The 21,883-nt window shown below is 71.3% G+C and carries 20 protein-coding genes and 3 tRNA genes; 10 read left to right on the top strand and 13 right to left on the bottom strand.

All coding sequences use genetic code 11. The annotated features are described in order from the left end of the window. Positions 1 to 69: 69 nt before the first annotated feature. Complete coding sequence (locus ACSW7Y_RS02650) at positions 70 to 3,645, top strand: proline dehydrogenase family protein (RefSeq protein ID WP_438124792.1); 3,576 nt, start codon at positions 70 to 72, stop codon at positions 3,643 to 3,645. Continuing rightward, positions 3,638 to 4,366, top strand: coding sequence for a tyrosine-protein phosphatase (locus ACSW7Y_RS02645; RefSeq protein ID WP_438124791.1), 729 nt, complete (start codon positions 3,638 to 3,640; stop codon positions 4,364 to 4,366). Before ACSW7Y_RS02650 ends, ACSW7Y_RS02645 begins: the two co-directional genes overlap by 8 nt. Positions 4,367 to 4,379: 13 nt before the next feature. Here ACSW7Y_RS02645 and ACSW7Y_RS02640 read toward each other — a convergent pair whose 3' ends face one another. The 7 genes from ACSW7Y_RS02640 to ACSW7Y_RS02610 form a co-directional block, all read right to left on the bottom strand. Further along, positions 4,380 to 4,697: a hypothetical protein gene (locus ACSW7Y_RS02640; RefSeq protein ID WP_438124790.1), complete on the bottom strand. Its 318-nt coding sequence runs from the start codon at positions 4,695 to 4,697 to the stop codon at positions 4,380 to 4,382. After that, positions 4,694 to 5,689, bottom strand: a complete 996-nt coding sequence (locus tag ACSW7Y_RS02635) for an SDR family oxidoreductase (RefSeq protein ID WP_438124789.1) — start codon at positions 5,687 to 5,689, stop codon at positions 4,694 to 4,696. Before ACSW7Y_RS02635 ends, ACSW7Y_RS02640 begins: the two co-directional genes overlap by 4 nt. A 70-nt stretch (positions 5,690 to 5,759) precedes the next feature. Next, entirely contained in the window at positions 5,760 to 6,176 is a 417-nt protein-coding gene (locus ACSW7Y_RS02630; RefSeq protein WP_438124788.1) for a hypothetical protein, read from the bottom strand. 26 nt (positions 6,177 to 6,202) lie between these two features. Then, positions 6,203 to 6,940 carry a YqjF family protein gene (locus tag ACSW7Y_RS02625; RefSeq protein ID WP_438124787.1) on the bottom strand — a complete coding sequence of 246 codons (738 nt, stop codon included), beginning with the start codon at positions 6,938 to 6,940 and terminating at the stop codon, positions 6,203 to 6,205. Further along, complete coding sequence (locus ACSW7Y_RS02620) at positions 6,937 to 7,758, bottom strand: nitroreductase family protein (RefSeq protein WP_438124786.1); 822 nt, start codon at positions 7,756 to 7,758, stop codon at positions 6,937 to 6,939. The genes ACSW7Y_RS02625 and ACSW7Y_RS02620 overlap by 4 nt, the downstream gene beginning before the upstream one ends. A 2-nt stretch (positions 7,759 to 7,760) precedes the next feature. Continuing rightward, a complete protein-coding gene (locus ACSW7Y_RS02615; protein ID WP_438124785.1) occupies positions 7,761 to 8,093 on the bottom strand; it encodes a hypothetical protein in 333 nt (110 codons plus the stop codon). A gap of 84 nt (positions 8,094 to 8,177) precedes the next feature. Then, positions 8,178 to 8,615 carry an Lrp/AsnC family transcriptional regulator gene (locus ACSW7Y_RS02610; RefSeq protein WP_290133239.1) on the bottom strand — a complete coding sequence of 146 codons (438 nt, stop codon included), beginning with the start codon at positions 8,613 to 8,615 and terminating at the stop codon, positions 8,178 to 8,180. 243 nt (positions 8,616 to 8,858) lie between these two features. Here ACSW7Y_RS02610 and ddaH point away from each other — a divergent pair, with 243 nt between their 5' ends. After that, entirely contained in the window at positions 8,859 to 9,746 is an 888-nt protein-coding gene (ddaH, locus tag ACSW7Y_RS02605) for a dimethylargininase (protein WP_438124784.1), read from the top strand. Then, positions 9,743 to 10,966 carry an ornithine--oxo-acid transaminase gene (rocD, locus tag ACSW7Y_RS02600; protein ID WP_438124783.1) on the top strand — a complete coding sequence of 408 codons (1,224 nt, stop codon included), beginning with the start codon at positions 9,743 to 9,745 and terminating at the stop codon, positions 10,964 to 10,966. Before ddaH ends, rocD begins: the two co-directional genes overlap by 4 nt. Before the next feature lie 151 nt (positions 10,967 to 11,117). Here rocD and ACSW7Y_RS02595 read toward each other — a convergent pair whose 3' ends face one another. Together ACSW7Y_RS02595 and ACSW7Y_RS02590 are read right to left on the bottom strand one after the other, a co-directional pair. Continuing rightward, a complete protein-coding gene (locus ACSW7Y_RS02595; RefSeq protein ID WP_438124782.1) occupies positions 11,118 to 12,122 on the bottom strand; it encodes an SDR family oxidoreductase in 1,005 nt (334 codons plus the stop codon). Between the two features lie 58 nt (positions 12,123 to 12,180). Then, positions 12,181 to 12,801, bottom strand: a complete 621-nt coding sequence (locus ACSW7Y_RS02590; RefSeq protein WP_438124781.1) for a hypothetical protein — start codon at positions 12,799 to 12,801, stop codon at positions 12,181 to 12,183. Between the two features lie 221 nt (positions 12,802 to 13,022). On the opposite strand from ACSW7Y_RS02590, the gene ACSW7Y_RS02585 reads away from it, so the two are divergent. Continuing rightward, positions 13,023 to 14,033, top strand: a complete 1,011-nt coding sequence (locus ACSW7Y_RS02585; protein ID WP_438124780.1) for an aldo/keto reductase family protein — start codon at positions 13,023 to 13,025, stop codon at positions 14,031 to 14,033. Between the two features lie 150 nt (positions 14,034 to 14,183). Here ACSW7Y_RS02585 and ACSW7Y_RS02580 read toward each other — a convergent pair. The 3 genes from ACSW7Y_RS02580 to ACSW7Y_RS02570 all read right to left on the bottom strand — a co-directional run bounded on the left by ACSW7Y_RS02580 (position 14,184) and on the right by ACSW7Y_RS02570 (position 14,472). After that, positions 14,184 to 14,256: transfer RNA gene (locus tag ACSW7Y_RS02580), tRNA-Phe, on the bottom strand. 1 nt (position 14,257) lies between these two features. Continuing rightward, a tRNA-Asp gene (locus tag ACSW7Y_RS02575) sits at positions 14,258 to 14,334 on the bottom strand. 65 nt (positions 14,335 to 14,399) lie between these two features. Further along, positions 14,400 to 14,472 (bottom strand) — tRNA-Glu (locus ACSW7Y_RS02570). Positions 14,473 to 14,774: 302 nt separating this feature from the next. Here ACSW7Y_RS02570 and ACSW7Y_RS02565 point away from each other — a divergent pair. Together ACSW7Y_RS02565 and ACSW7Y_RS02560 are read left to right on the top strand one after the other, a co-directional pair. After that, positions 14,775 to 16,049 carry a peptidoglycan DD-metalloendopeptidase family protein gene (locus tag ACSW7Y_RS02565; protein WP_438124779.1) on the top strand — a complete coding sequence of 425 codons (1,275 nt, stop codon included), beginning with the start codon at positions 14,775 to 14,777 and terminating at the stop codon, positions 16,047 to 16,049. 34 nt (positions 16,050 to 16,083) lie between these two features. Further along, positions 16,084 to 17,565, top strand: a complete 1,482-nt coding sequence (locus ACSW7Y_RS02560; protein ID WP_438124778.1) for an NlpC/P60 family protein — start codon at positions 16,084 to 16,086, stop codon at positions 17,563 to 17,565. Positions 17,566 to 17,633: 68 nt separating this feature from the next. On the opposite strand, the gene ACSW7Y_RS02555 is transcribed toward ACSW7Y_RS02560, so the two are convergent. After that, entirely contained in the window at positions 17,634 to 18,125 is a 492-nt protein-coding gene (locus ACSW7Y_RS02555) for an inorganic diphosphatase (protein WP_058724103.1), read from the bottom strand. A gap of 52 nt (positions 18,126 to 18,177) precedes the next feature. Between ACSW7Y_RS02555 and tilS the strand changes: the two genes are divergently transcribed. The 3 genes from tilS (at position 18,178) to ftsH (ending at position 21,879) form a co-directional block, all read left to right on the top strand. Beyond that, the gene (tilS, locus tag ACSW7Y_RS02550; protein WP_438124777.1) at positions 18,178 to 19,197 is read left to right on the top strand and encodes a tRNA lysidine(34) synthetase TilS; all 1,020 of its coding nucleotides are present in this window, start codon (positions 18,178 to 18,180) and stop codon (positions 19,195 to 19,197) included. Between the two features lie 9 nt (positions 19,198 to 19,206). Continuing rightward, entirely contained in the window at positions 19,207 to 19,758 is a 552-nt protein-coding gene (gene hpt, locus ACSW7Y_RS02545; protein WP_031272831.1) for a hypoxanthine phosphoribosyltransferase, read from the top strand. 135 nt (positions 19,759 to 19,893) lie between these two features. Further along, a complete protein-coding gene (ftsH, locus tag ACSW7Y_RS02540; protein WP_438124776.1) occupies positions 19,894 to 21,879 on the top strand; it encodes an ATP-dependent zinc metalloprotease FtsH in 1,986 nt (661 codons plus the stop codon). Positions 21,880 to 21,883: the final 4 nt, after the last annotated feature.

Here is a 21,883-nt window from a genome sequence, read left to right as displayed (position 1 = left end):
CCGGATGACTCACCGGTGACGTGCGGCGCGCTCCGAGGTGGCGTCGGTGCCGCCGCATACGATCGGGTCATGCCCACCCCTCGCATCGCCGACTGCACCGACGACGCCGTGGCCCTCGTGCGTCGCTGGCTGGCGACCTCGGCGGGGACCAAGCCGGACCCGGGCGCCGCGCGGTTGGCGGGGGTGCTCCGCGACGAGCGCGGGCTGGACTTCACGCGCGGCTTCGTCGACCGGGTGATCCGGCCGGAGGACCCCCGGGTCGCCGCCCGCAACCTCGAGGAGCTCAGCCAGGACGTCCCCGAGTTCCTCGCCTGGCACCTCCGCGGCGCGGTCACGCTCGGCGGCGGCTTCGCGACGATGGCGCCGTGGGCCGTGGTCCCGACCGCGCGCCGGATCCTGCGTCGGATGACCGGGCACCTGGTGATCGACGCCACCCCGGCGAAGCTCGGGCCGGCGCTCGCGAAGATCCGCGGCGAGGGCATCACGCTCGACGTCGCCCCGCTCGGCGGAGCCGTCCTCGGAACCGCAGCGAGCGATCGCAGGCTGCAGGGCACCATGGACCTCCTCGCTCGTGACGACGTCGACCACGTGTCGATCACGGCGCGCTCGGTCGTGCCGCAGATGTCCGCGTGGGCGTTCGACCAGACCGTCGAGCGGGTGGTCGACCGACTCGTCCCGCTGTACCGGCTCGCCGCCGCTCCGCTCGCCGAGGGGCGCCCGGCGAAGTCCATCACCCTCGACACGGAGGAGTACCGCGACCTCGACGTCACGCTCGCGGTCTTCACGACGCTGCTCGACCGCGACGAGTTCCGCGGGCTCGAGGCCGGGATCGCGTTGCAGGCGTACCTGCCCGACGCCGCCGGAGCCCTCGACCGCCTGACGACCTGGGCGCAGGCGCGCCGTGCCCGGGGCGGCGCACCCATCACGATCCGGCTCGTCAAGGGCGCGAACCTCGCGTCGGAGCACGTCGACGCGATCCTGCACGAGTGGCCGCTCGCGACGTGGGGCAGCAAGCGCGAGACCGACAGCGCCTACCTCCGGCTGCTCGACACCGCGCTGACGCCCGAGCGCACCGAAGCCGTCCGGGTCGGTGTGGCCGGCCACAACCTCTTCGACCTCGCCACCGCCTGGGTGCTCGCTCAGCGCCGCGGTGTCATCGACGCGGTCCACGTCGAGATGCTGCTCGGGATGGCGTCCGCCCACGCCGACGCCGTGCGCGCCGACGTCGGCCGGCTCCTGCTCTACACGCCCGTCGTGCAGCCGGAGGAGTTCGACTCCGCGATCGCCTACCTCGTGCGCCGCCTGCAGGAGACCGCGAGCCCCGAGAACTTCGTCTCCGGCGCCCTCGACATCGACCGCGACGCCAGCGTCTTCGACCGCGAGCACGGCCGGTACCTGGCCTCCGTCGCCGCACTCGACGAGCCGGTCCCCGCGACGCACCGCACGCAGGACCGCCGTCGACCGCTCGGCGAGCCCGAGCACCGCGACGGCTTCCGGAACGCCCCCGACACCGACCCGTCGATCGCCGCCAACCGCGCCTGGGCGCTCGACGTCCTGCGACGCGTCCCACGGTCGCAGCTCGGGGCGCAGACGATCCGGAGCGCGAAGGTCGTCGACCGCTCGACGCTCGAACGCATCGTCGCCCGGACCGCGCAGGCGGGGGTGAACTGGGGACGGCAGGACCCGACCGACCGTGCCGAGCTCCTCGACCTGATCGGCCACGAACTCGAGACCCGCCGTGCCGACCTGATCGAGGTGATGGCCGCCGAGACGGGCAAGACCTTCAGCGAGGCCGACGCCGAGGTCACCGACGCCGTCGACGCCGCCCACTTCTCGGCCGAGAGCGCGCGTCAGCTGGCCACGCTCGACGGCGACGGGGCCCGGTTCGTCCCGCCTCGGTTGACCGTGGTGGTCCCGTCGTGGAACTCCCCGGTCGCGATCGCCGCCGGTGGGGTGCTCGCCGCGCTCGCCGCGGGCAGCGGGGTCGTGCTCAAGCCCGCGCCCGAGGCCAAGCGGTGCGGCGCGCTCCTCGCCGACGTGCTCTGGGACGCCGGGGTACCGCACTCGCTCCTGCAGCTGGTCGACCTCGACGAGGACGCCCTCGGCCGCGAGCTCGTCGCGCACCCGGCCGTCGACCGCGTCCTGCTGACCGGTAGCGCCGACACCGCCCGCTCCTTCCGGTGGTGGCGCGCCGGCCTCCCGCTGACGGCCGGCACGAGCGGCAAGAACGCGATCGTCGTCACGCCGAGCGCCGACCTCGACCTCGCCGTGCAGGACATCGTGCAGTCGGCGTTCGGGCACGCCGGCCAGAAGTGCTCCTCCGCGTCCCTCGTCGTGCTCGTCGGCTCCGTCGGGGAGAGCGAGCGCTTCCGACGCCAGCTCGTGGACGCCACGCGGACGCTCCGGGTGGCGTGGCCCGACGACCCCAGCGCCGAGGTGGGACCGCTGATCGCCGAGCCGACCGGCACGCTGCTCGCCGGGCTGACCGAGCTCGGCCCGGGGGAGTCCTGGCTCGTCCAGCCGGCACCCCTGGACGACTCCGGACGGCTCTGGTCGCCAGGGATCCGCGACGGCGTCCGACCCGGCAGCGACTTCCACCAGACCGAGTACGCCGTCCCGGTGCTCGGCATCATGCGCGCGGAGACGGTCGAGCAGGCCGTGGCGATCCAGAACGGCACGGACCACGGCCTCACCGCGGGCATCCACTCGCTCGACGTCGACGAGGTCGCGGACTGGCTCGCCACCGTGCAGGCCGGCAACCTGTACGTGAACCGGGACATCACCGGTGCGATCGTCGGCCGGCAGCCGTTCGGTGGCTGGAAGCGGTCCTCGGTCGGCACCGGCACGAAGGCCGGCGGCCCCCTGTACGTGGCGACGCTCGGCCGGTGGGAGCGCACCGAGCGCACCGTCCACAAGAGCATCCAGCTGCACGGGCTCCCGCCGCGGGTCACGGCGCTCGTCGAGGCGGCCCGGAGCGGACTCTCCTTCGAGGAGTTCGACCAGGTGCGTGCCGGCGCCCTGAGCGACGTCCGCGCCCGGGAGTCGCGCTACGGCCGATCGCACGACGACTCCGGGCTCGTGGTGCAGCGCAACGTGCTCCGCTACCGCCCGCAGTCGGTGATCGTCCGGCACGCCGAGGACTCCGCGACGGGTGACCTCGTCCGCGTGCTCGCCGCCGCGACGGCAGCCCGCGCCCACCTCATGCTGAGCACGTCCCGACCGCTGCCCGGACCGCTCACGCAGCTGCTGGCGTCCGCTCGATCCCCGCTCGACGTCGTCGACCACGTGGTCGAGAGCGACGAGGAGTTCCTCGCGCGGGCAGCGTCCGGTGCGGTCTTCGACCAGCGGTGGAGCGACCCCGACGAGGAGCCGCAGGACGCCCTCGACCAGGTGCTGTCCCAGTCGGACGACCGGCCGCGCCACACGGCCTTCGGCGGCCCCGGGAGCCGCATCCGCCTGCTCGGCGGCGACCCGCTCGCCCTCGAGGAAGCCCTCGGCATGAGCGTCGACACCGCGATCCACGACGCACCCGTGGTCGAGTCCGGGGTCATCGAGATGCTCCCGTTCCTGCGCGAGCAGTCGGTGTCGATCACCGCACACCGCTTCGGCGACCTCGACCCCGACTTCCAGGAGCTCCGTGTCTGACGACCGCACGCTCCGCGTCGACGGCCTGGTCAACGCCCGCGACCTCGGCGACCTCCCGCTCCGCGACGGCGGTACGACCCCGCGCGGCAGGGTCTTCCGGTCGGAGAGCGTCGACCGGGTCACCACCGACGGCTGGCGGACGCTCCACGACGCCGGGATCCGGACCGTCGTCGACCTCCGTGCACCGTCCGAGCGGGCGAAGGACACCGGTCCCCGCCCGGAGTGGCTCACGACGGTGGTCGTCGACCACGACGGGCTCGACGACGCCCCGGGGTTCTGGGAGGCCTACTGGGAGACCGGGCTGGTCGGGACGCCGCTGTACTACGGGCCGCACCTCGCGGAACTGCCCGAGCGCACCGGCCGCGCACTCGCCGCGATCGCGGAGGCGCCCCCGGGCGGGGTGGTCTTCCACTGTGCGGGCGGTCGCGACCGCACCGGCATCGTCGCGCTCGCGTTCCTCACGATCGCCGGCGTCGAGTCCTCCGCCATCGTCGACGACTACCTCGTGACGGTCGAGACCGCGCCGGCGTTGTACGAGTCGATCGGCGTGCCGCTCCCGGAGGGGAAGATCGAGGCGCTCTGCGCGGAGCACGGCACGACCGTCGCGAGCGCGTTCCGCGCCGCGGTGGACGGGTTCGACGTCGTCCGCTTCGTCGAACGTTCCGGTCTCGACGCGGACGGCCTGGAGGCACTGCGCACGTTCCGCGCGCACGTCGCCTGACCGACGGGCCGGTTCAGCGGCGGCGTCGCCCGCTCCCGACGGCCGAGATCTCCGCCGCGGTGAGGACGGCGGCGAGCAGGACCTGGACCGCCGCGTAGCCGCGGAGACGCCCGCCGAGCACCGCGACCGGGACCATCGACGCCCCGTGCAGGACGTCGACGAGCGCACTCGCGGTATGGGCGTCGGCAGAGCCCGTCCGTCCGACGAAGGCGGCCTGCACGGTCTGGCGGACGGCGAGGACCCCGTCGAGCACCGGCGTCCCGCTCCGCGTTGCCAGTCGGACCGCGTGCCCGAGGCCGACCGCGAGGCGGAGCGGCTCGACGGTGCTCACTTCCGGCGTCCGGCCGTGAGCGCCACTGCCCCGGCGAGACCGAGCGCCGCGCCGATGATGCCGTTGCCGAGCCGGCGGTGCTCGACCCACCAGGTCTGCGGTGACCAGGCGTGCGCCGAGTCGTCGAAGACTCCGTGCGCACCGTGGTCGCCCGGGATCGGCTCGTAGAGGTTGACGCCGAGAGCGGCACCGTCCTTCTGCGGTGCCTGCTGCCCGGACACGAGGGTCTTCGCGGCGTACCAGTCGGCGAAGCGTCCGCTGATGCGGTTGCCGAGGATCGTGTAGACGGTCGACTCCCCGACCCACGTGCGACGGCGGGGTCGCTCGGCGGTCGCAGCGATCGCCCGTGCGCCCACCTCGGGCTGGTAGATCGGCGCGACCGGCTGCGCCTGGTGCGGCAGCTTCGACTTCACCCACTGGAACTGGATCGTGTTGAGCGCCGGCATGTCGACCCGCGAGATCGCGACCTTGCTGCCCTGCTCCTCGAGCTCGGACACGACGGACTCGGTGAACCCGACGATCGCGTGCTTCGCGCCGCAGTACGCAGCCTGCAGGGGGATCCCGCGGAAGCCCAGTGCCGAGCCGACCTGGATCACCTGGCCGCGATCGCGCGGGACCATGCGGGACAGTGCTGCCCGGGTGCCGTTCACGCAGCCGAGGTAGGTGACGTGGAGCGCCCGTTCGAAGTCGTCGGGGTCGGTGTCGAGGAACCGTCCGAAGACGCCGACCATCACGTCGTTCACCCAGAGGTCGATCGGCCCGAGCTCGGCTTCGACGCGGTCGGCTGCGGCCTCGAGGGCCTCGCGCTCGGAGACGTCCACCAGCACCGCCAGCCCCCGGCGTCCCGCTGCCTCGACCTCGGCGACCGCGGCGTCGACACCGTCCTTCCCGCGGGCGAGGACCGCGACGTCCCACCCCCGGGCGGCGAGCTCGCGCACCGTCGCCCGTCCGAGTCCAGCCGAACCACCGGTCACCACTGCCACACGAGTCATGACCCCGTTGTACCGACACCCGTGCCGTGCCCCACCCAGTTCGCCGTCCCCCGGTCGGCGCTCGGAGAGGTCAGAAGCTCAGGGCCCGGGCGCCGGTGGCGAGCAGGATGGCGGGATGGAGACCCGAGACGAGGACGCGACTGCGGGGATCGAGCCGCGGTGGCTCCGGCGGACGCCGATCCGTCCGGTCGAGTGGTGGGGGCCGCCACTGGCGCAGCTGATCGGCTCGTTCGCGGTCGTGGTGCTCGGGGTCTGGCTCCGACGTGTCGGCGTCCCGGGTGCGCTCCCCGCCGCGGTCCTCGCCGGCGGGGTCGGGCTGGTGGGCGCGGTCGCCCTCGGGCTCGTCGGCCGCGTTCGCCGTCGTGGCGCTGACCGTCCCCGGCGTCCACGAACCCCGCGCGTCGCGCTGGATCGGCTGGGGCATCGTGATCGTGCCCGTCAGCGTCGTCGCCGCCGTCGTGGACCGACGGGCTGCGTCGAGGATCACCGACCCCGAAGTCGACGAGGACCTGCTCAGCGCCCCAGACCGAACCGCGTCGTGACCCCCGGCGCGTAGAGCACCGAGTCCGGCTCGAGCTCCGTCAGCGCGAACGGCAGCCCCGCCGCCGCGACGAGGTCGTCCCGCAGGTGCACGATCGACGCCCGGTGCAGCGGCCACGTCTCGTGCTCGTTCGGCCAGAAGCGCGTCCGGCCGGCCCGGTGCACGTGCATGCCCCAGCGTGCGGTGAGGAAGGTCTCCAGCGCCGTCGGCTCCTCGATCCGCGAGCCGATCCGCACGTCGATCATCGACCGCGTGTGGGTGCCGTGCCGGCGCATCGCGTACGCGGCTCGGTCCGGCTCCGGGCGGCGGAACTCGGCGTGTGCCCACCAGTACGGCAGCGCCGTCGCGGCCCGGGCTCCGAGGGTCGGCAGGAGCTTCCCGGCGTCGAGCGACAGGAACACGACGCCGTGCCGGCCCTGGTCGTCGACGGTGTAGACGCGGACGTTCACCTCGACGAAGTCGCCGACACGTCCGACCCGGACGGGCGGGAACGCGGTCTCGGTGAACCGGAACGCGATGAGCCCCACCCACGTGGTCACGCCGTCGTCGACGCCGTCCGCTCCGAGCGTGTCGGGGCGCACACCGGCCGGCAGGTGCGGGGCGACCGCGGAGACGTCCACCCGCCAGTGCACGAAGACGACGTCGAGCCAGTCCTGCTGGATCCACGGGCGGCCGGGCAACCGCGGCGCGACCGACGAGATCGCGGTCACCGGAGGTCCGCTCCGCCGGTGGGAGCGACGTCGTCCCACCCCTGCTGCGGGGTGTCGCACGTGCCCCGGAAGACGTACTGCGACGGCCGCTTCCGCTCGCTCGACGTCCAGTCGATCGCGGGCCGTCGACGCTCGGGCGGCAGGTACCCGATCCGGTACACGGCCATGAGCTCCAGCGACGGCGGGACCCGGAGCAGCCCCTCGATCTCCTCCCACGCTCCCGGGGTCTCCATCGGGAACGACACGAACTGGATGCCGAGACCGAGCTCGGTGGTGGCGAGCCAGATGTTCTCCATCGCCGCACCCATGCTGAACACCGAGTAGAAGCCGGACAGCTCCTCCTTCCGGTACTCGTGCCGGTCGAGCATCACCCCGAGGAGCAGCGGCGACCCGGCGACGAGCTTCCGGTTCTCCTCACCGAGGGTCTGCGGCACGCGGAGGGTGTTCATGAGCAGCTGGCCGCGCTTCGTGAACACCTGCTTCGTGAACGGCTTGAGCGGCCCGGGGAGCTTGTCGAACAGCATCCCGTCCCGACGTTCGTCCATCTCGGCCTGCGAGAACCGGAAGTACGGCTTGTACCGCTCGAAGAACGTCCCCTCGGCCATCGTCCGCGTCATCGACGACCCGCTGATCTGTGCCACGCGGTCGATGGTCTCGCGCTCCTCGACGAGCACGAACCGCCACGGCTGGCTGTTCAGCTGCGACGGAGCGCGACCTGCGAGCTCCATCAGCAGCCGCTGGTGCTCCTCGGACACGGGGTCGGGCAGGAAGGCACCGTTGGTCGTGCGTCGGCGTCGGATGGCTTCGAAGAGCTCCATGCTCACCTCTCTCGTCGTCCGCCCGCGAGCAGCGCCCCCAGGTAGGACGGTGCGGCGGCGACCGCGACCCTCCAGTGTGCTCCGGCGCGGGGGTTCGTCCTCGGAGCGACGGCCAGCGGCACGAGCGCAGGCAGCAGGAACAGCGCGCTGCGGTCCCGGGTCCAGACCGGCGTGGTGGCCGCGACCCCGGTCAGCGTCGCGGTCACGACGAACAGCCCGTGGTGCACGACCCGGAGCTTCCTCGTCCGGATGAGGCGCACGGCCACCGCCGTGCCCCAGAGGCAGTTGGCCGCGTACGCGGCGCTGGCGGCGGTGACCATCCGCCGGGCCGTCACGGACCGTCCTGGAGGCACGCCGCGCCTCCAGGCTGTCGTCTTCCGTCCCACAGGGGCGAACCTACGCGCCGGGGGCGACCCGCTTCAGGCGGATTCGCGGGTGACCAGCTTCGAGAGCACGATGGCGCTCCTCGTGTGGTCGACCTGCGGCGCGAGGCGCACCTTGTCGAGCGCCTCCTCGAGCGCGGGGAGGTCGCGCGACCGCATGTGCACCACGGCGTCGGCGCTGCCGGTGACCGTCCCGGCGTCGATCACCTCGGGCACGCTGTCGAGCAGGGAGCGCAGTTCGTCGGGGGAGACGGTGCCGCGGCAGTAGAGCTCGACCCAGGCCTCGGTGCCGCGGTCCTCGACGGCGGGGTCGACCTTGATCGTGAAGCCCTGGATGACCCCGTCGGCGACGAGCCGGTCGACGCGACGCTTCACCGCGGAGGCCGAGAGTCCGACCACCGACCCGATGTCGCCGTAGCCGGCACGGGCATTCTCCCGGAGTTGATCCAGGATGCGGTGGTCGAGCGAATCCATTGCACCAATGCTACGCGGACTTCTTGCACGCCAGGTGGGTCCCGCGCACGAAACGTGCGTCACCCGAACGGGTGCCACCCCGTGACCACCTCGTGACTGCACCGGGCGGACTGTCTGTGCCAGACTGCCGAGTGGCGTCGACCTGGTCCGCTACGGCGAGTGAGCCTGCATCTCGCCGGAGCTCTGCAACTCGTCCAGTGGTGGTTCCTGGCAGGCTCGGGCCCCGGTCCCCCAGGAGGACTGATGTCGAACACCGCTCCCGAATCCCTCGCCACCCCGGCCCGCGTCGCCACGAAGCGCACGATCCTCATGTGCAAGCCGACCCACTACACGGTCAGCTACCGGATCAACCCGTGGATGCACCCGGAGGAGCCGACCGACACGTCGAAGGCCGTCGAGCAGTGGCAGTCGCTCGTCGACGTCTACGAGCAGCTCGGCTTCGACATCTCGTACATCGAGCCGATCGAGGGCCTGCCCGACATGGTCTACGCGGCCAACGGCGGCTTCGTGCTCGACGGCGTCGCGTACGGCGCGAAGTTCCAGTACCCCGAGCGCCAGCCCGAGGGTCCCGCGTACATGGACTGGTTCCGCAGTGCCGGCCTGACCGTCGCCGAGCCGGAGGAGACGAACGAGGGCGAGGGCGACTTCCTGCTCATCGGCGACACGATCTTCGCCGGCACGGGCTTCCGCTCGGACAGCACCTCGCACGAGGAGCTCGCGAAGATCTACGGCCGCGAGGTCGTCACGCTCAAGCTGATCAACCCGAACTTCTACCACCTCGACACCGCGATCGCCGTGCTCGACCCGGAGCCCTCCTCGGACGGAACCAGCAACATCGCGTACCTCGAGTCGGCCTTCGACGACGCGTCGCTCGCGATCCTGCGCGAGCGCTTCCCGGACGCGATCATCGCGACCGAGGAGGACGCCGCGATCCTCGGGCTGAACTCCTACTCGGACGGCTACAACGTCGTGATCGCGTCGCGCGCCACGACGTTCGCGGAGCAGCTGCGTGAGAAGGGCTACAACCCGATCGGCGTCGACCTCTCCGAGCTGCTGCTCGGCGGCGGCGGCGTGAAGTGCTGCACGCTCGACCTGCACCCGGTCGGCACCGGCAACTCGGTCGCGCGATGACCACCGCGACCGGCACCGCCACCGCGGCTGCGCTCGCCGTCGAGGACCGTTCCCTCGCCCACAACTACAGCCCGCTGCCCGTCGTCATCGCGTCCGGTTCCGGTGCCACCGTCACGGACGTCGACGGCAAGCGCTACCTCGACGGACTCGCCGCGTACTCCGCGGTGAACTTCGGCCACGGGAACCCCCGGCTGCTCGACGCCGCACGTGCCCAGCTCGACCGGGTGACCCTGACGAGCCGGGCGTTCGTGAACGACCGGCTCGGGCCGTTCGCCGCCGCGCTCGCCGACCTGACGGGTACCGACATGGTGCTCCCGATGAACACCGGTGCCGAGGCCGTCGAGTCCGCGATCAAGGTCTCCCGCGCCTGGGGCTACCGCGTGAAGGGCGTCCCGGCCGACCGAGCCACGATCATCGTCGCGTCCGGCAACTTCCACGGCCGCACGACGACGATCGTGTCGTTCTCGGACGACCCCTCGGCCCGGAACGACTTCGGACCGTTCACGCCCGGGTTCCGCACGGTGCCCTACGGCGACGCCGACGCCCTCCGCGCGGCGATGGACGAGACCGTCGTCGCCGTGCTGCTCGAGCCGATCCAGGGCGAGGGCGGCGTGGTCATCCCGCCGGCGTCGTACCTGCCCGCGGTGCGCGAGATCTGCGACGAGTTCGGCGCGCTGTTCGTCGCCGACGAGATCCAGTCCGGCCTCGGTCGGACCGGGCACACCCTCGCCGTGGAACGCGTCGGCGTCACGCCCGACCTCATCACCCTCGGCAAGGCACTCGGCGGCGGGATCGTCCCCGTGTCCGCCGTGGTCGGTCGCCGCGAGGTCCTCGGTGTCCTGCGCCCGGGCGAGCACGGCTCGACCTTCGGCGGGAACCCGCTCGCGGCCGCCGTCGGCTCCGAGGTCGTGGCGATGCTCGGTGAGGGCACGTTCCAGCAGCGAGCCCTCGACGGCGAACCGCTGCTCCGGGGCCTCCTCGACGACCTTGTCGGGCAGGGCGTCGTGACGCACCGCGTGGCCGGGCTCTGGGCGGGGATCGACATCGACCCCGCGCTCGGCACCGGCAAGGAGATCGCGCACGACATGGCCGACCGCGGCGTCCTCGTGAAGGACACCCACGGGTCGACGATCCGCTTCGCGCCGCCGCTCGTCGTCACCGACGACGAGGTGCGGCACGCGGTCGACGTGCTCGGCGAGGTCCTGCGCGGCCGCAGCTGACGGGGCGGGCGCGCGCCGTGCCTCCCGGCCGGTCGTCCTGGTGCGCGCCCTCCGCACGTTGCACCGCGAAGGCGACATCGAACCAGGTCCGCAGCCCGGTTCGATGTCGCCTTCGTGGTTCGACGCGTCGTCAGCCGCCGCCCCGCCACCGTCACCGCCCCGGGTCAGACCGCCAGCGCTCCGCGAGCTCGTCCATCAGCGCGTCGAGCCGTTCGTCGACGACCTGCTCCTCCGGGTGCGCCTCGTACCAGGCGATGACCTCGCGCACGCCCTGCCGGTAGGGGATCCGCGGCCGGTACCACGGCACGAGCGACCGCACCTTGCTGTTGTCGAACACCGAGCTGTTCGCCTTGTCGCCGAGGAGCGCCGCGCCCCACTCCGGGTCCACCGCGTTGATCGCGTCCGCGGGCACGTGCACGATCTTCAGGTCGGACACCCCGGCCGCGACAGCGATCTCCTCGGCGATCTGGTTCCACGTCGGCGCCTCGTCGCTCGTGATCGTGAAGGCCTCGCCGATCGCCTCGGCCCGGTCGAGCAGCCCGGTGAACCCGACCGCGAAGTCGCGGCTGTTCGTCAGCGTCCAGAGCGACGAACCGTCACCCGTGATGATGACCGGCTTGCCGGCCCGCATGCGCGCGACCGCGGTCCACCCGCCGGTCAGCGGGAGCTTCGTCTCGTCGTACGTGTGCGACGGGCGGATGATCGTGACCGGGAAGTCCTGGTCGCGGTACGCCTGCATCAGCAGTTCCTCGCACGCGATCTTGTCGCGCGAGTACTGCCAGTACGGGTTCTTCAGCGGCGTCGACTCCGTGATCGGCAGGTGCGTCGCGGGGGTCTGGTACGCCGACGCCGAGCTGATGAAGACGTACTGCCGCGTCCTCCCGGCGAAGGTCTCCACGTCGGCCTGCACCTGGTCGGGGGTGAAAGCAATCCAGTTGATCACGACGTCCCACCGGCGGTCGCCGAGCACGTCCGCCAGGGCGGCGCGGTCCGAGACGTCGGCTTGGAGGCGCGTCACACCCTCCGGGATCGGCCTGCCCCCGGTGGTCCCCCGGTTGAGCACCGTCACGTCGAACCCCTGCTCGACGGCCTCGCGCACACACGCGGCGCTGATCACCCCGCTGCCGCCGATGAACAGGACACTCGCTCCGGTCATGGATGCTCCTTCGCTCCCCGCGGCACCGCGTTGCGCCGCACCCCTGCGATCCTGCACCTCAGCCGCTGGGTCGGGTGGTCAGGACGGCGCGGAGCGACGTGGTGTCGGCTGCCCACTCAGCGGCGACCGGGCTGACCCAGCCGAGGAGCTCGAGCGCGTAGTCGTGGTCGCGCTGCAGGTCGCGTGCGTGAATCGGTTCGTGATGTGCGGCGCGGTTCCGGACGAAGTGCAGTTGCTGCAGCCGACGCCGGACTTCCCGCTGGCGTGTCAAGGAGTCTGCGGGACCGTGCGGGAAAGCCCGGTGGAGCGCGGGCGTCCACAGCGCGGTCAGGTACCGCGATTCGACGAGGTACCGCCAGAACCCGAAGGTGAGTTCAGCGATGACCCGGCCGTGGACTTCGCCGCGACGTCCGTCGCGGCTCGCACGTGCTCGAGCGTTCGCCAGGTCTGCGCGGCCACGAGCGTCGAGCGGAGCAACGTCGAACCACGGTGCCCCGGTGCGCCGGTCGGCCCACGCGCGGAGTTCTCGGTCGAGAGCGTTGCGGGCGATCACCTCGACAACGCCGGTGAGTTCCATCACGGACGCCGCGGCTCGCATGTTCCACTCGTACAGCCGTACCGCAGCGGTCGCGGACCCTGTCCGCTCGATGTACGAACGAAGCCGCTCTGCTGTGATCAAGCGCTCGAGCTCGCCTTCCTGCATCACACCCCTGTCTGATAGCGTTGTCCGCGAAGACCCCGGAACGATCACTGGCTGAGCCACATCGCCGGGGTTTCGTCTTGCCCCCGATCGCCGAGCTGATACATCACCCTACAGTTGTTGGTCGCCGTGCGGGCTCGTCGGACTACCGTCACGGTTCGGACCGCACCGACGCGGCCCACGACAGGAGTGACACGCACATGGAGTACCGCTACCTCGGCAACTCGGGCCTCAAGGTGTCCGAGATCACCTACGGCAACTGGCTGACCCACGCCTCCCAGGTCGAGAACGACGCCGCCATCGCCTGCGTCCGGGCAGCGCTCGACGTCGGCATCTCGACGTTCGACACCGCCGACGTCTACGCGAACACCGGCGCCGAGACCGTCCTCGGCGAGGCGCTGAAGGGGGAGCGGCGCCAGTCCCTCGAGATCGCCACGAAGGTGTTCGGGCCGACCGGACCCAAGGGGCACAACGACACCGGCCTGAGCCGCAAGCACATCCTCGAGTCGATCAACGGCTCGCTCGAACGGCTGCAGACCGACTACGTCGACCTCTACCAGGCGCACCGCTTCGACCACGAGACGCCGCTCGAGGAGACGATGATGGCGTTCGCGGACGTCGTGCGGCAGGGCAAGGCGCTCTACATCGGCGTGAGCGAGTGGACGGCGGAGCAGCTCCGCGCCGGACACGAGATCGCCGATGACCTGGGCGTCCAGCTCATCTCGAACCAGCCGCAGTACTCCGCGCTCTGGCGGGTCATCGAGGGCGAGGTCGTCCCGACGTCGAAGGAGCTCGGCATCTCGCAGATCGTCTGGTCCCCGATCGCACAGGGCGTCCTCACCGGGAAGTACCAGCCCGGCCAGCCGCTGCCGGAGGGCTCGCGTGCCACGGACGACAAGGGCGGCGCGAAGATGATCGAGCGCTTCATGAACGACGAGGTGCTGACGGCGGTGCAGGACCTCAAGCCGATCGCCGCCGAGCTGGACCTGTCGATGGCGCAGCTCGCCGTGGCGTGGGTGCTGCAGAACGAGAACGTGGCATCGGCGATCATCGGCGCGTCGCGGCCGGAGCAGGTGCACGACAACGCCGGCGCTGCCGGGGTCACGATCCCCGCGGAGCTGATGTCACGGATCGACGACGCCCTCGGCGGTGTGGTCGAGCGCGACCCGGCGAAGACGAACGACAGCAGCCCGAAGACCCGCGAGGCGTGACGCGTCGAACCACGTTCCCGACGTCGAACCAGGCCCGCTGCCCGGTTCGATGTCGGGAACGTGGTTCGATCCGCGCCGGACGCGAACAGGCGACGCGTACGCACCCGGAACGCGAAAAGGCCCCCTACCGGAGTAGGGGGCCTTTCACCGTGGCTGGACACGGCATCGATCCGTGGACCTTTCGATTTTCAGTCGAACGCTCTACCAACTGAGCTATCCAGCCGTGGCGACCCTGACGGGACTTGAACCCGCGACCTCCGCCGTGACAGGGCGGCACGCTAACCAACTGCGCTACAGGGCCATGTTGAATTACTGTCTTGCTGTCTTGCTCGGTGTTGCGCTGCTTGCCTGCTCACTCACGAAGAGTGACCCCAACGGGATTCGAACCCGTGCTGCCGCCGTGAAAGGGCGGTGTCCTAGGCCACTAAACGATAGGGCCGCAAGCGGTGCAGTGCGCTACCGATGGACAAGCATACGGATGCCCCCCGGGTTTCACAAATCGAACGGCCCCGGCGTGGCATCCCCGGCGTGTCGCGAGGGCGCGGGTGGTCCGCGGGCATTCACTCACCGTGGAGCACCAGGCTCCGATCCGAGCCGTCGGTGCCCGCGTGCGAGCATCGTCGTCGCACGCTGCTGCCCCTCACACGAGGGGTGACCGGCTGCGACACCTGTTGTTACTGTTGCGTCTGTTAACAGTGTTACGTGCGTGAGCCTTGCCGCGCTGTTACGAAATCGAGACACATGTCGACCTCACCGTTCTCCCTCCGCTCCCGCAGCCGCCTCGTCGCCGCAGCGGTCGCCGTCGCGCTCACGGCCGGGACCCTCGCCGCGCTCACGCCGAGCGGGCCGGCCAGTGCCGCGAGCTACCCGAGCTGGGACGACGTGGAGAAGGCCAAGGCCTCCACGCAGGCGCAACAGGACAAGGTCTCCGAGATCAAGTCGCTGATCGAGACCCTCAAGGACGAGGCCGCGTCGAAGCAGAAGGCCGCGGAGGCAGCCGGCACGGCCTACCAGACGGCGCAGACGAAGTACGACCAGGCGACGCTCAAGCAGCAGAAGCTCCAGGGCCAGGCGGATGAGGCGAAGAAGACCGCCGCAGCGTCGGAGGCCCAGGCCGGCCAGCTCGCGGCACAGCTCGGTCGTGCGAGCTCGAGCGACGTCTCGACCGACCTCCTGACGCACCCCGGCAAGTCCGGAGACCTGCTCTACGAGCTCGGGGCGATGTCGAAGCTCAGCGAGCAGGCGGACGGCATCTACGCGCAGGCCTCGCAGGATCGCGGCACGGCCCAGGGCCTCGCCGACAAGGCGGACGTCGCGAAGCGCGCGCTCGGCTCCCTCGCGGACGCTGCCGAGGCGAAGATGCAGCAGGCGCAGGGCGCCGCGGACGCGGCCCAGACCGCCGTCGACGCCCAGAACGACAACGAGGACCGCCTGGAGGCGCAGCTCACCCTCCTCACCACGAAGCAGCAGGGCGTCGAAGCGAAGTACCGCAAGGGGGTCGAGGAGGAGAAGAAGCGGCAGGCACGCATCGCCGCCGAGGCCGCCCGTGCCGCCGCCCGCGCGGCCGCGACGAGCCAGGGAGGCTCGGGCGGTGGGGCGCCGAACTCGTCCGGTTGGGTCCGACCCGCCGGCGGCTACCAGACCAGCGGGTTCGGCATGCGCGTCGACCCGTACACGCACGCCACGGCACTGCACGCCGGCGTCGACCTCGCGCCCGCCTGCTACTCCCCGATCTACGCCGCGCACGACGGCATCGTGACCTTCGCGGGCAACGGCGGCGGGTACGGCAACGAGGTCGTCCTGGACAACGGCGGCGGCATCTCGACCGCCTACGGGCACATCGTCGACGGCGGGATCATGGTCGCGTACGGCCAGCACGTGAGCGCCGGCCAGCAGATCGCGAAGGTCGGCTCGACCGGTTGGTCGACCGGGTGCCACCTCCACTTCGAGACCCGGGTGGGCGGCGCCGCCACCGACCCGGTCCCCTTCATGGCAGCGCGGGGGATCTCGGTATGAGCACGAGCGTCGCCAGGAGGCGTTGACCCGACCCATGAAGCAGCCCGCCCGGTCCCTGACCTGCACCGCGGTCGTCGCCGTCCTCGGCATCGGCCTGTCGATCGCCCTCGCCGCTCCGGCGCAGGCGGCCCCGTCGGCCCCGAGCTGGGACGACGTGCGGGCGGCGAAGTCCGACGCGGCAGCGGCGCAGCGCACGGCGGACGAACTGAACGACCGGCTCGAGACGCTGCAGGACGCGGCGGACTCCGCCGGCGTCCGCGAGATGCAGGCCGGTCAGATCTACGCGCTCGCGGCGTCGCAGCAGCAGCAGGCCCAGCAGACGCTCGACGGACTGCGGGGGCAGGCGAAGCGAGCCGAGAAGCAGGCGGAGGCGTCCGCGGGGCAGGTCGCCTCGCTCGTCGTCGAACTCGCGCGGACCGGCGGCGGCGACCTCTCGACCGCGATGCTCGTGGACGCGAAGGACTCGAAGGACCTGCTGTACCGCGTCGGCACGATGACGCACCTGTCCCAGCACTCGGCCACCGTGCTCGCGGCTGCCGAGGCGGACCAGAACACGGTCGACGCGATCGCCGCCCAGCAGCGTTCCGCGACGAAGGCCCTGGCCGCGGCCACCGCCACCACCAAGCGGGCCCTCGACGACGCGAACGCGGTCGCCGCCGCGGCGCAGCAGCGCGTGCAGAAGGAACAGGACCAGCAGGGGCAGGTCCTCGAACAGCTCGCCTTCCTCAAGGGCACGAGCCTCGCGACCGAGACCGCGTACTGGAGCGCCCAGCAGGCGAAGCAGGCGGCAGCGGCTCTGCCGACGACCTCGGGCGGCTCGTCCTCGGGTGGCGGCAGCGCTGCGTCCGGCGGCGCCTCGTCCTCGGGCGGCGGCGCGCCCGCAGGCGGTGGCTCGTCCGCGGACGCTGGTTCGTCCTCTGGTGGCGGTTCGTCGTCGGGTGGCGGTTCGCCGTCCGGTGGTGGTTCGTCGTCGGGTGCCGGTTCGTCCTCGGGTGCCGGTTCGTCCTCGGGTGGCGGTTCGTCCTCGGGAGGCGGCACGTCGTCCGGCGGGTCGAGCACTCCGAGCCGTCCGTCCCCGAAGCCGACACCGACCCCCACGCCGACGCCGGCTCCGAGCTCGCCGTCACGGGCCGCCGGGGCGATCGCCTTCGCGCGGGCTCAGCTCGGCGACCCCTACGTGTGGGGCGCCGCGGGCCCCAACTCCTGGGACTGCTCCGGCCTCGTGATGGGGGCGTACGGCTCCCAGGGTGTCGCGACCGGCGGGCACAACGTCGTCTGGCAGTACAACTACTTCGCGTCCATCGGCCGACTCGTCCCGCTCTCGCAGCGCCAGCCCGGCGACATCCTCTTCTACTCGAACAACGGAACCCCCAGCGGCGGTTACCACGACTCGATCTACACCGGCAACGGCCAGATGATCGAGGCCGCACGCCCCGGCGTCGGCGTGGTCGAGCGCGCCGTGTGGCTCCCGAACCAGCTGCTCCCGTACGTCGCGCGCCCCACCGGCTCGCTGTAAACGAACGAACGGACGGACGAAGGGCCCCGCACTCACCAGGAGTGCGGGGCCCTTCGTGTGTCGGACGGTCAGTGACCGGCGGGCACGTAGGCCTGCTGGCCGGCCTGCACGATCGCCTCGGCCTCGGCGGCGTCGCCCCAGCCCTCGGCCTTGACCCACTTGTTCGGCTCGAGGTCCTTGTAGCGCTCGAAGAAGTGCGCGATCTCGGCCTTCGTCTGCTCGTCGACGTCCGAGATGTCCTGGATGTGCTGCCAGCGCGGGTCCTTCGCGGGGACCACGAGGACCTTCGCGTCGTTGCCGGCCTCGTCGCTCATCTTGAAGACACCGACCGGGCGGACCTTGACGCCGACGCCCGGGAACACCGGGTACTCGAGCAGGAGGAGCGCGTCCACGGGGTCGCCGTCGTCCGCGAGGGTGTTCTCGAAGAACCCGTAGTCGGTCGGGTACACGAACGAGGTGAACAGCACGCGGTCGAGGTACACGCGACCGGTCTCGTGGTCGACCTCGTACTTGTTGCGGCTGCCCTTGGGGATCTCGACGACGACGTCGTACGCGGCCATGTTGCGCTCCTGAGTCTGATGTGCGGGGGGAAAGCGCGGCTAACGTTACCGGGTGAACACTCCGCGTCCCCGGTTGGACCCCGCCACCGCCGAGACCCGGCGTGCGGTGCGCACCCTGCTCGAGACGGCCCGCGCGGAGCGCATCGTCGCCGACGGTGACCTCGTCCTCGTTGCCCTGAGTGGAGGAGCGGACTCGCTCGCGCTCGCGGCGGCGACCGCCTTCGTGGCGCCGAAGCAGGCGCTGCGCGCCGGCGCGGTGATCGTCGACCACGCGCTCCAGGCGGGCTCCGCGGACGTGGCGATCCGTGCCTCCAGGCAGGGTGCGGAGCTGGGACTCGACCCGGTGACCGTCCGTCGGGTGGCCGTCGGTCCCGTAGGTGGGCCCGAAGGGGCCGCCCGGGAGGCACGGCACGCCTCGATCGCGGAGGTCGCCTCCGACGTCGGGTCACCCCTGGTGTTCTTCGGCCACACGCTCGACGACCAGGCCGAGACGGTCCTGCTCGGGCTCCTGCGCGGGAGCGGTCCGGACGCACTCTCCGGCATGGCGCCGCTCGCCGTGCGCCCGGTGGGCCCGGCGTACGGCCGTCCGCTCCTCGGCGTCCGTCGGCACACGACCCGCGCCGCGTGCGTGTCCGCCGGTCTGGTGCCGTGGGACGACCCGCAGAACGACGACCCCGCGTACGGGCGCGTCCGGGTGCGGAACGCCCTGATGCCCGCGCTCGAGCGGGAGCTCGGGGCCGGCGTCCCCGAGGCGCTCGCCCGCACCGCCGACCAGCTCCGCGAGGACTCCGCCGCGCTCGACCACTTCGCCGAGGAGATGGCCGAGGACGTCGCCGAGCACTCCGAGGCGGGAATCTCGCTCTCGGCGCCCGAACTCGCCGCGAACCCGCCCGCGCTCCGCCAGCGGCTCGTCCGGCTCGCCGTCGAGAGCGAGTTCGGGGTGACGCTCTCGCGGCTGCAGACGCTCGAGGTCTGCCGGCTCGTGACCGACTGGCACGGGCAGGGGCCGATCGACCTCCCGGGGGTACGGGCGTCGCGCGAGGGCGAGCGCGTCCTGTTCGCCGCCCGTTAGAGTGCAGTGGTGGAACTCTCCGACGTCCAGGCAGACCTGTCCGAAGTGCTCTTCACCCCCGAGCAGATCGACGAGAAGCTCGCCGAGCTCGCCGCGGTGGTCGACCGCGACTACGCGGGGAAGGACCCGCTGCTCGTCGGCGTGCTGAAGGGCGCCGTCATGGTCATGGCGGACTTCTCGCGCCACCTCAAGATGCAGGCGCGGATGGACTGGATGGCGGTTTCGTCGTACGGCTCCGGCACGAAGTCGTCCGGCGTGGTGCGGATCCTCAAGGACCTCGACACCGACCTGCACGGCCGTGACGTCATCATCGTCGAGGACATCATCGACTCCGGTCTGACGCTCTCCTGGCTCAAGCAGAACCTCGAGTCCCGAGGTGCTGCGAGCGTCGAGATCGTCGCGCTGCTCCGCAAGCCCGAGGCCGCCAAGGTCGAGGTGGACGTGAAGTACGCGGGCTTCGAGATCCCGGACGCCTTCGTGGTGGGGTACGGCCTCGACTTCGACGAGCGCTACCGCAACCTGCGGGGCATCGGCGTGCTCGCTCCGCACGTGTACTCCTGAGCGCGTCCGGCTGACCCCGGCGGAGCGTGGAGTTCGCCCGCAGAGGACACCCATTCTCGCCACAGATTCGCGGCCGTATGCTGACCTGCACGCAACTTCGGCAGAGAAAGGTGTCGGGCGTCCTGCCCGGATCACATGGACTTCAAGCGAATCCTCCGCGGGCCGTACATCTACATCCTGATCGCGCTCGTGGGGATCTGGATCGGGTGGGCGGTCATCAGTCAGGCCGGCACCCAGCAGATCGACACCCAGAAGGGCCTGCAGCAGCTCGCCGACGACAAGGTCTCGTCCGTCGTCGTGAACTCCACCGAGCAGCGGGTCGACCTCAAGCTCAAGGACGGCGCGACCGAGCAGTTCTACTACGCGACGCCGCGTGGTGCTGACGTCATCAAGGCCGTCGACGACGCCAACCTGCCGGACGGCTACACCGACCGCGTGCAGCAGGGGAACTGGTTCCTCTCCCTCCTCGGCATCGTCCTGCCGTTCCTGATCATCGGCGCGCTCTTCTGGTTCCTGCTCTCGAGCGCCCAGGGCGGCGGCTCGAAGGTCATGCAGTTCGGCAAGTCCCGCGCGAAGATGAACAACAAGGAGAACCCGCAGGTCTCCTTCGCGGACGTCGCCGGCTCGGACGAGGCGATCGAGGAGCTCCACGAGATCAAGGAGTTCCTGCAGGAGCCCGCGAAGTTCCAGGCGGTCGGCGCGAAGATCCCGAAGGGTGTGCTGCTGTACGGCCCTCCCGGAACCGGCAAGACCCTGCTCGCGCGTGCCGTGGCGGGTGAGGCGGGCGTGCCGTTCTACTCGATCTCCGGTTCGGACTTCGTCGAGATGTTCGTCGGTGTCGGTGCGAGCCGCGTCCGCGACCTCTTCGACCAGGCCAAGCAGAACGCCCCGGCGATCGTCTTCATCGACGAGATCGACGCCGTCGGTCGTCACCGCGGCGCCGGCATCGGCGGCGGCAACGACGAGCGCGAGCAGACCCTGAACCAGCTCCTCGTCGAGATGGACGGCTTCGACGGCAAGACCAACGTCATCCTCATCGCGGCGACGAACCGTCCGGACGTCCTCGACCCCGCGCTCCTGCGTCCGGGCCGCTTCGACCGGCAGATCGGCGTCGACGCCCCCTCGCTCGACGGTCGCAAGCAGATCCTCGAGGTGCACGCGAAGGGCAAGCCGCTCGCCGCGAGCGTCGACCTCGAGCTGCTCGCCCGCAAGACGCCGGGCTTCACCGGTGCGGACCTCGCGAACGTCCTCAACGAGGCCGCGCTCCTGACCGCTCGCTCGAACGCCCAGCTCATCGACAACCGGGCCCTCGACGAGGCCGTCGACCGCGTGATGGCCGGCCCGCAGCGCCGCACGCGCATCATGTCGGACCAGGAGAAGCTCATCACGGCGTACCACGAGGGTGGACACGCCCTCGCGGCTGCGGCGATGCGCCACACCGACCCGGTCACGAAGATCACGATCCTGCCGCGCGGCCGTGCGCTCGGGTACACGATGGTGCTCCCGCTCGAGGACAAGTACTCCGTCACCCGCAACGAACTGCTCGACCAGCTCACGTACGCCATGGGTGGTCGCGTGGCCGAGGAGATCGTCTTCCACGACCCCACCACGGGTGCGTCGAACGACATCGAGAAGGCCACCTCGACGGCCCGCAAGATGGTCACCGAGTACGGCATGAGCCGTGCGGTGGGTTCCGTCAAGCTCGGGTCCGGGTCGAGTGAACCGTTCGTCGGTCGCGACATGAGCGGTGGCAGTGGTCGTGACTACTCGGAGAACATCGCCGAGACGGTCGACGCCGAGACCCGCGCGCTGCTCGAGGCCGCGCACGACGAGGCCTACGAGGTGCTCAACGCCAACCGCGACATCCTCGACCGGCTGGCCGGCGAGCTCCTCGAGAAGGAGACGCTCGACGCTCCGGAGCTCGTGGAGATCTTCAAGGACGTCCGCAAGCTGCCCGAGCGCCCGCAGTGGCTGTCGAGCGACAAGCGGCCGGTGTCGAACCTCCCGGCGATCGAGTTCCCCGGCAAGGCGGCCTCGACCGCGGCCGAGCCGAGCGACACCGAGTCGTCGTCGAAGCCCCGTCGTCGCCCGTTCGGCAACCCCGGTATCGCCCCCGCGTAGGCCG

It is taken from the genome of Curtobacterium flaccumfaciens, assembly GCF_051548005.1.
Classification (GTDB): Bacteria; Actinomycetota; Actinomycetes; order Actinomycetales; family Microbacteriaceae; genus Curtobacterium.
The sequence above is the reverse complement of the archived record's forward strand: the minus strand, read 5'-3'. Positions and strand labels throughout refer to the sequence as shown.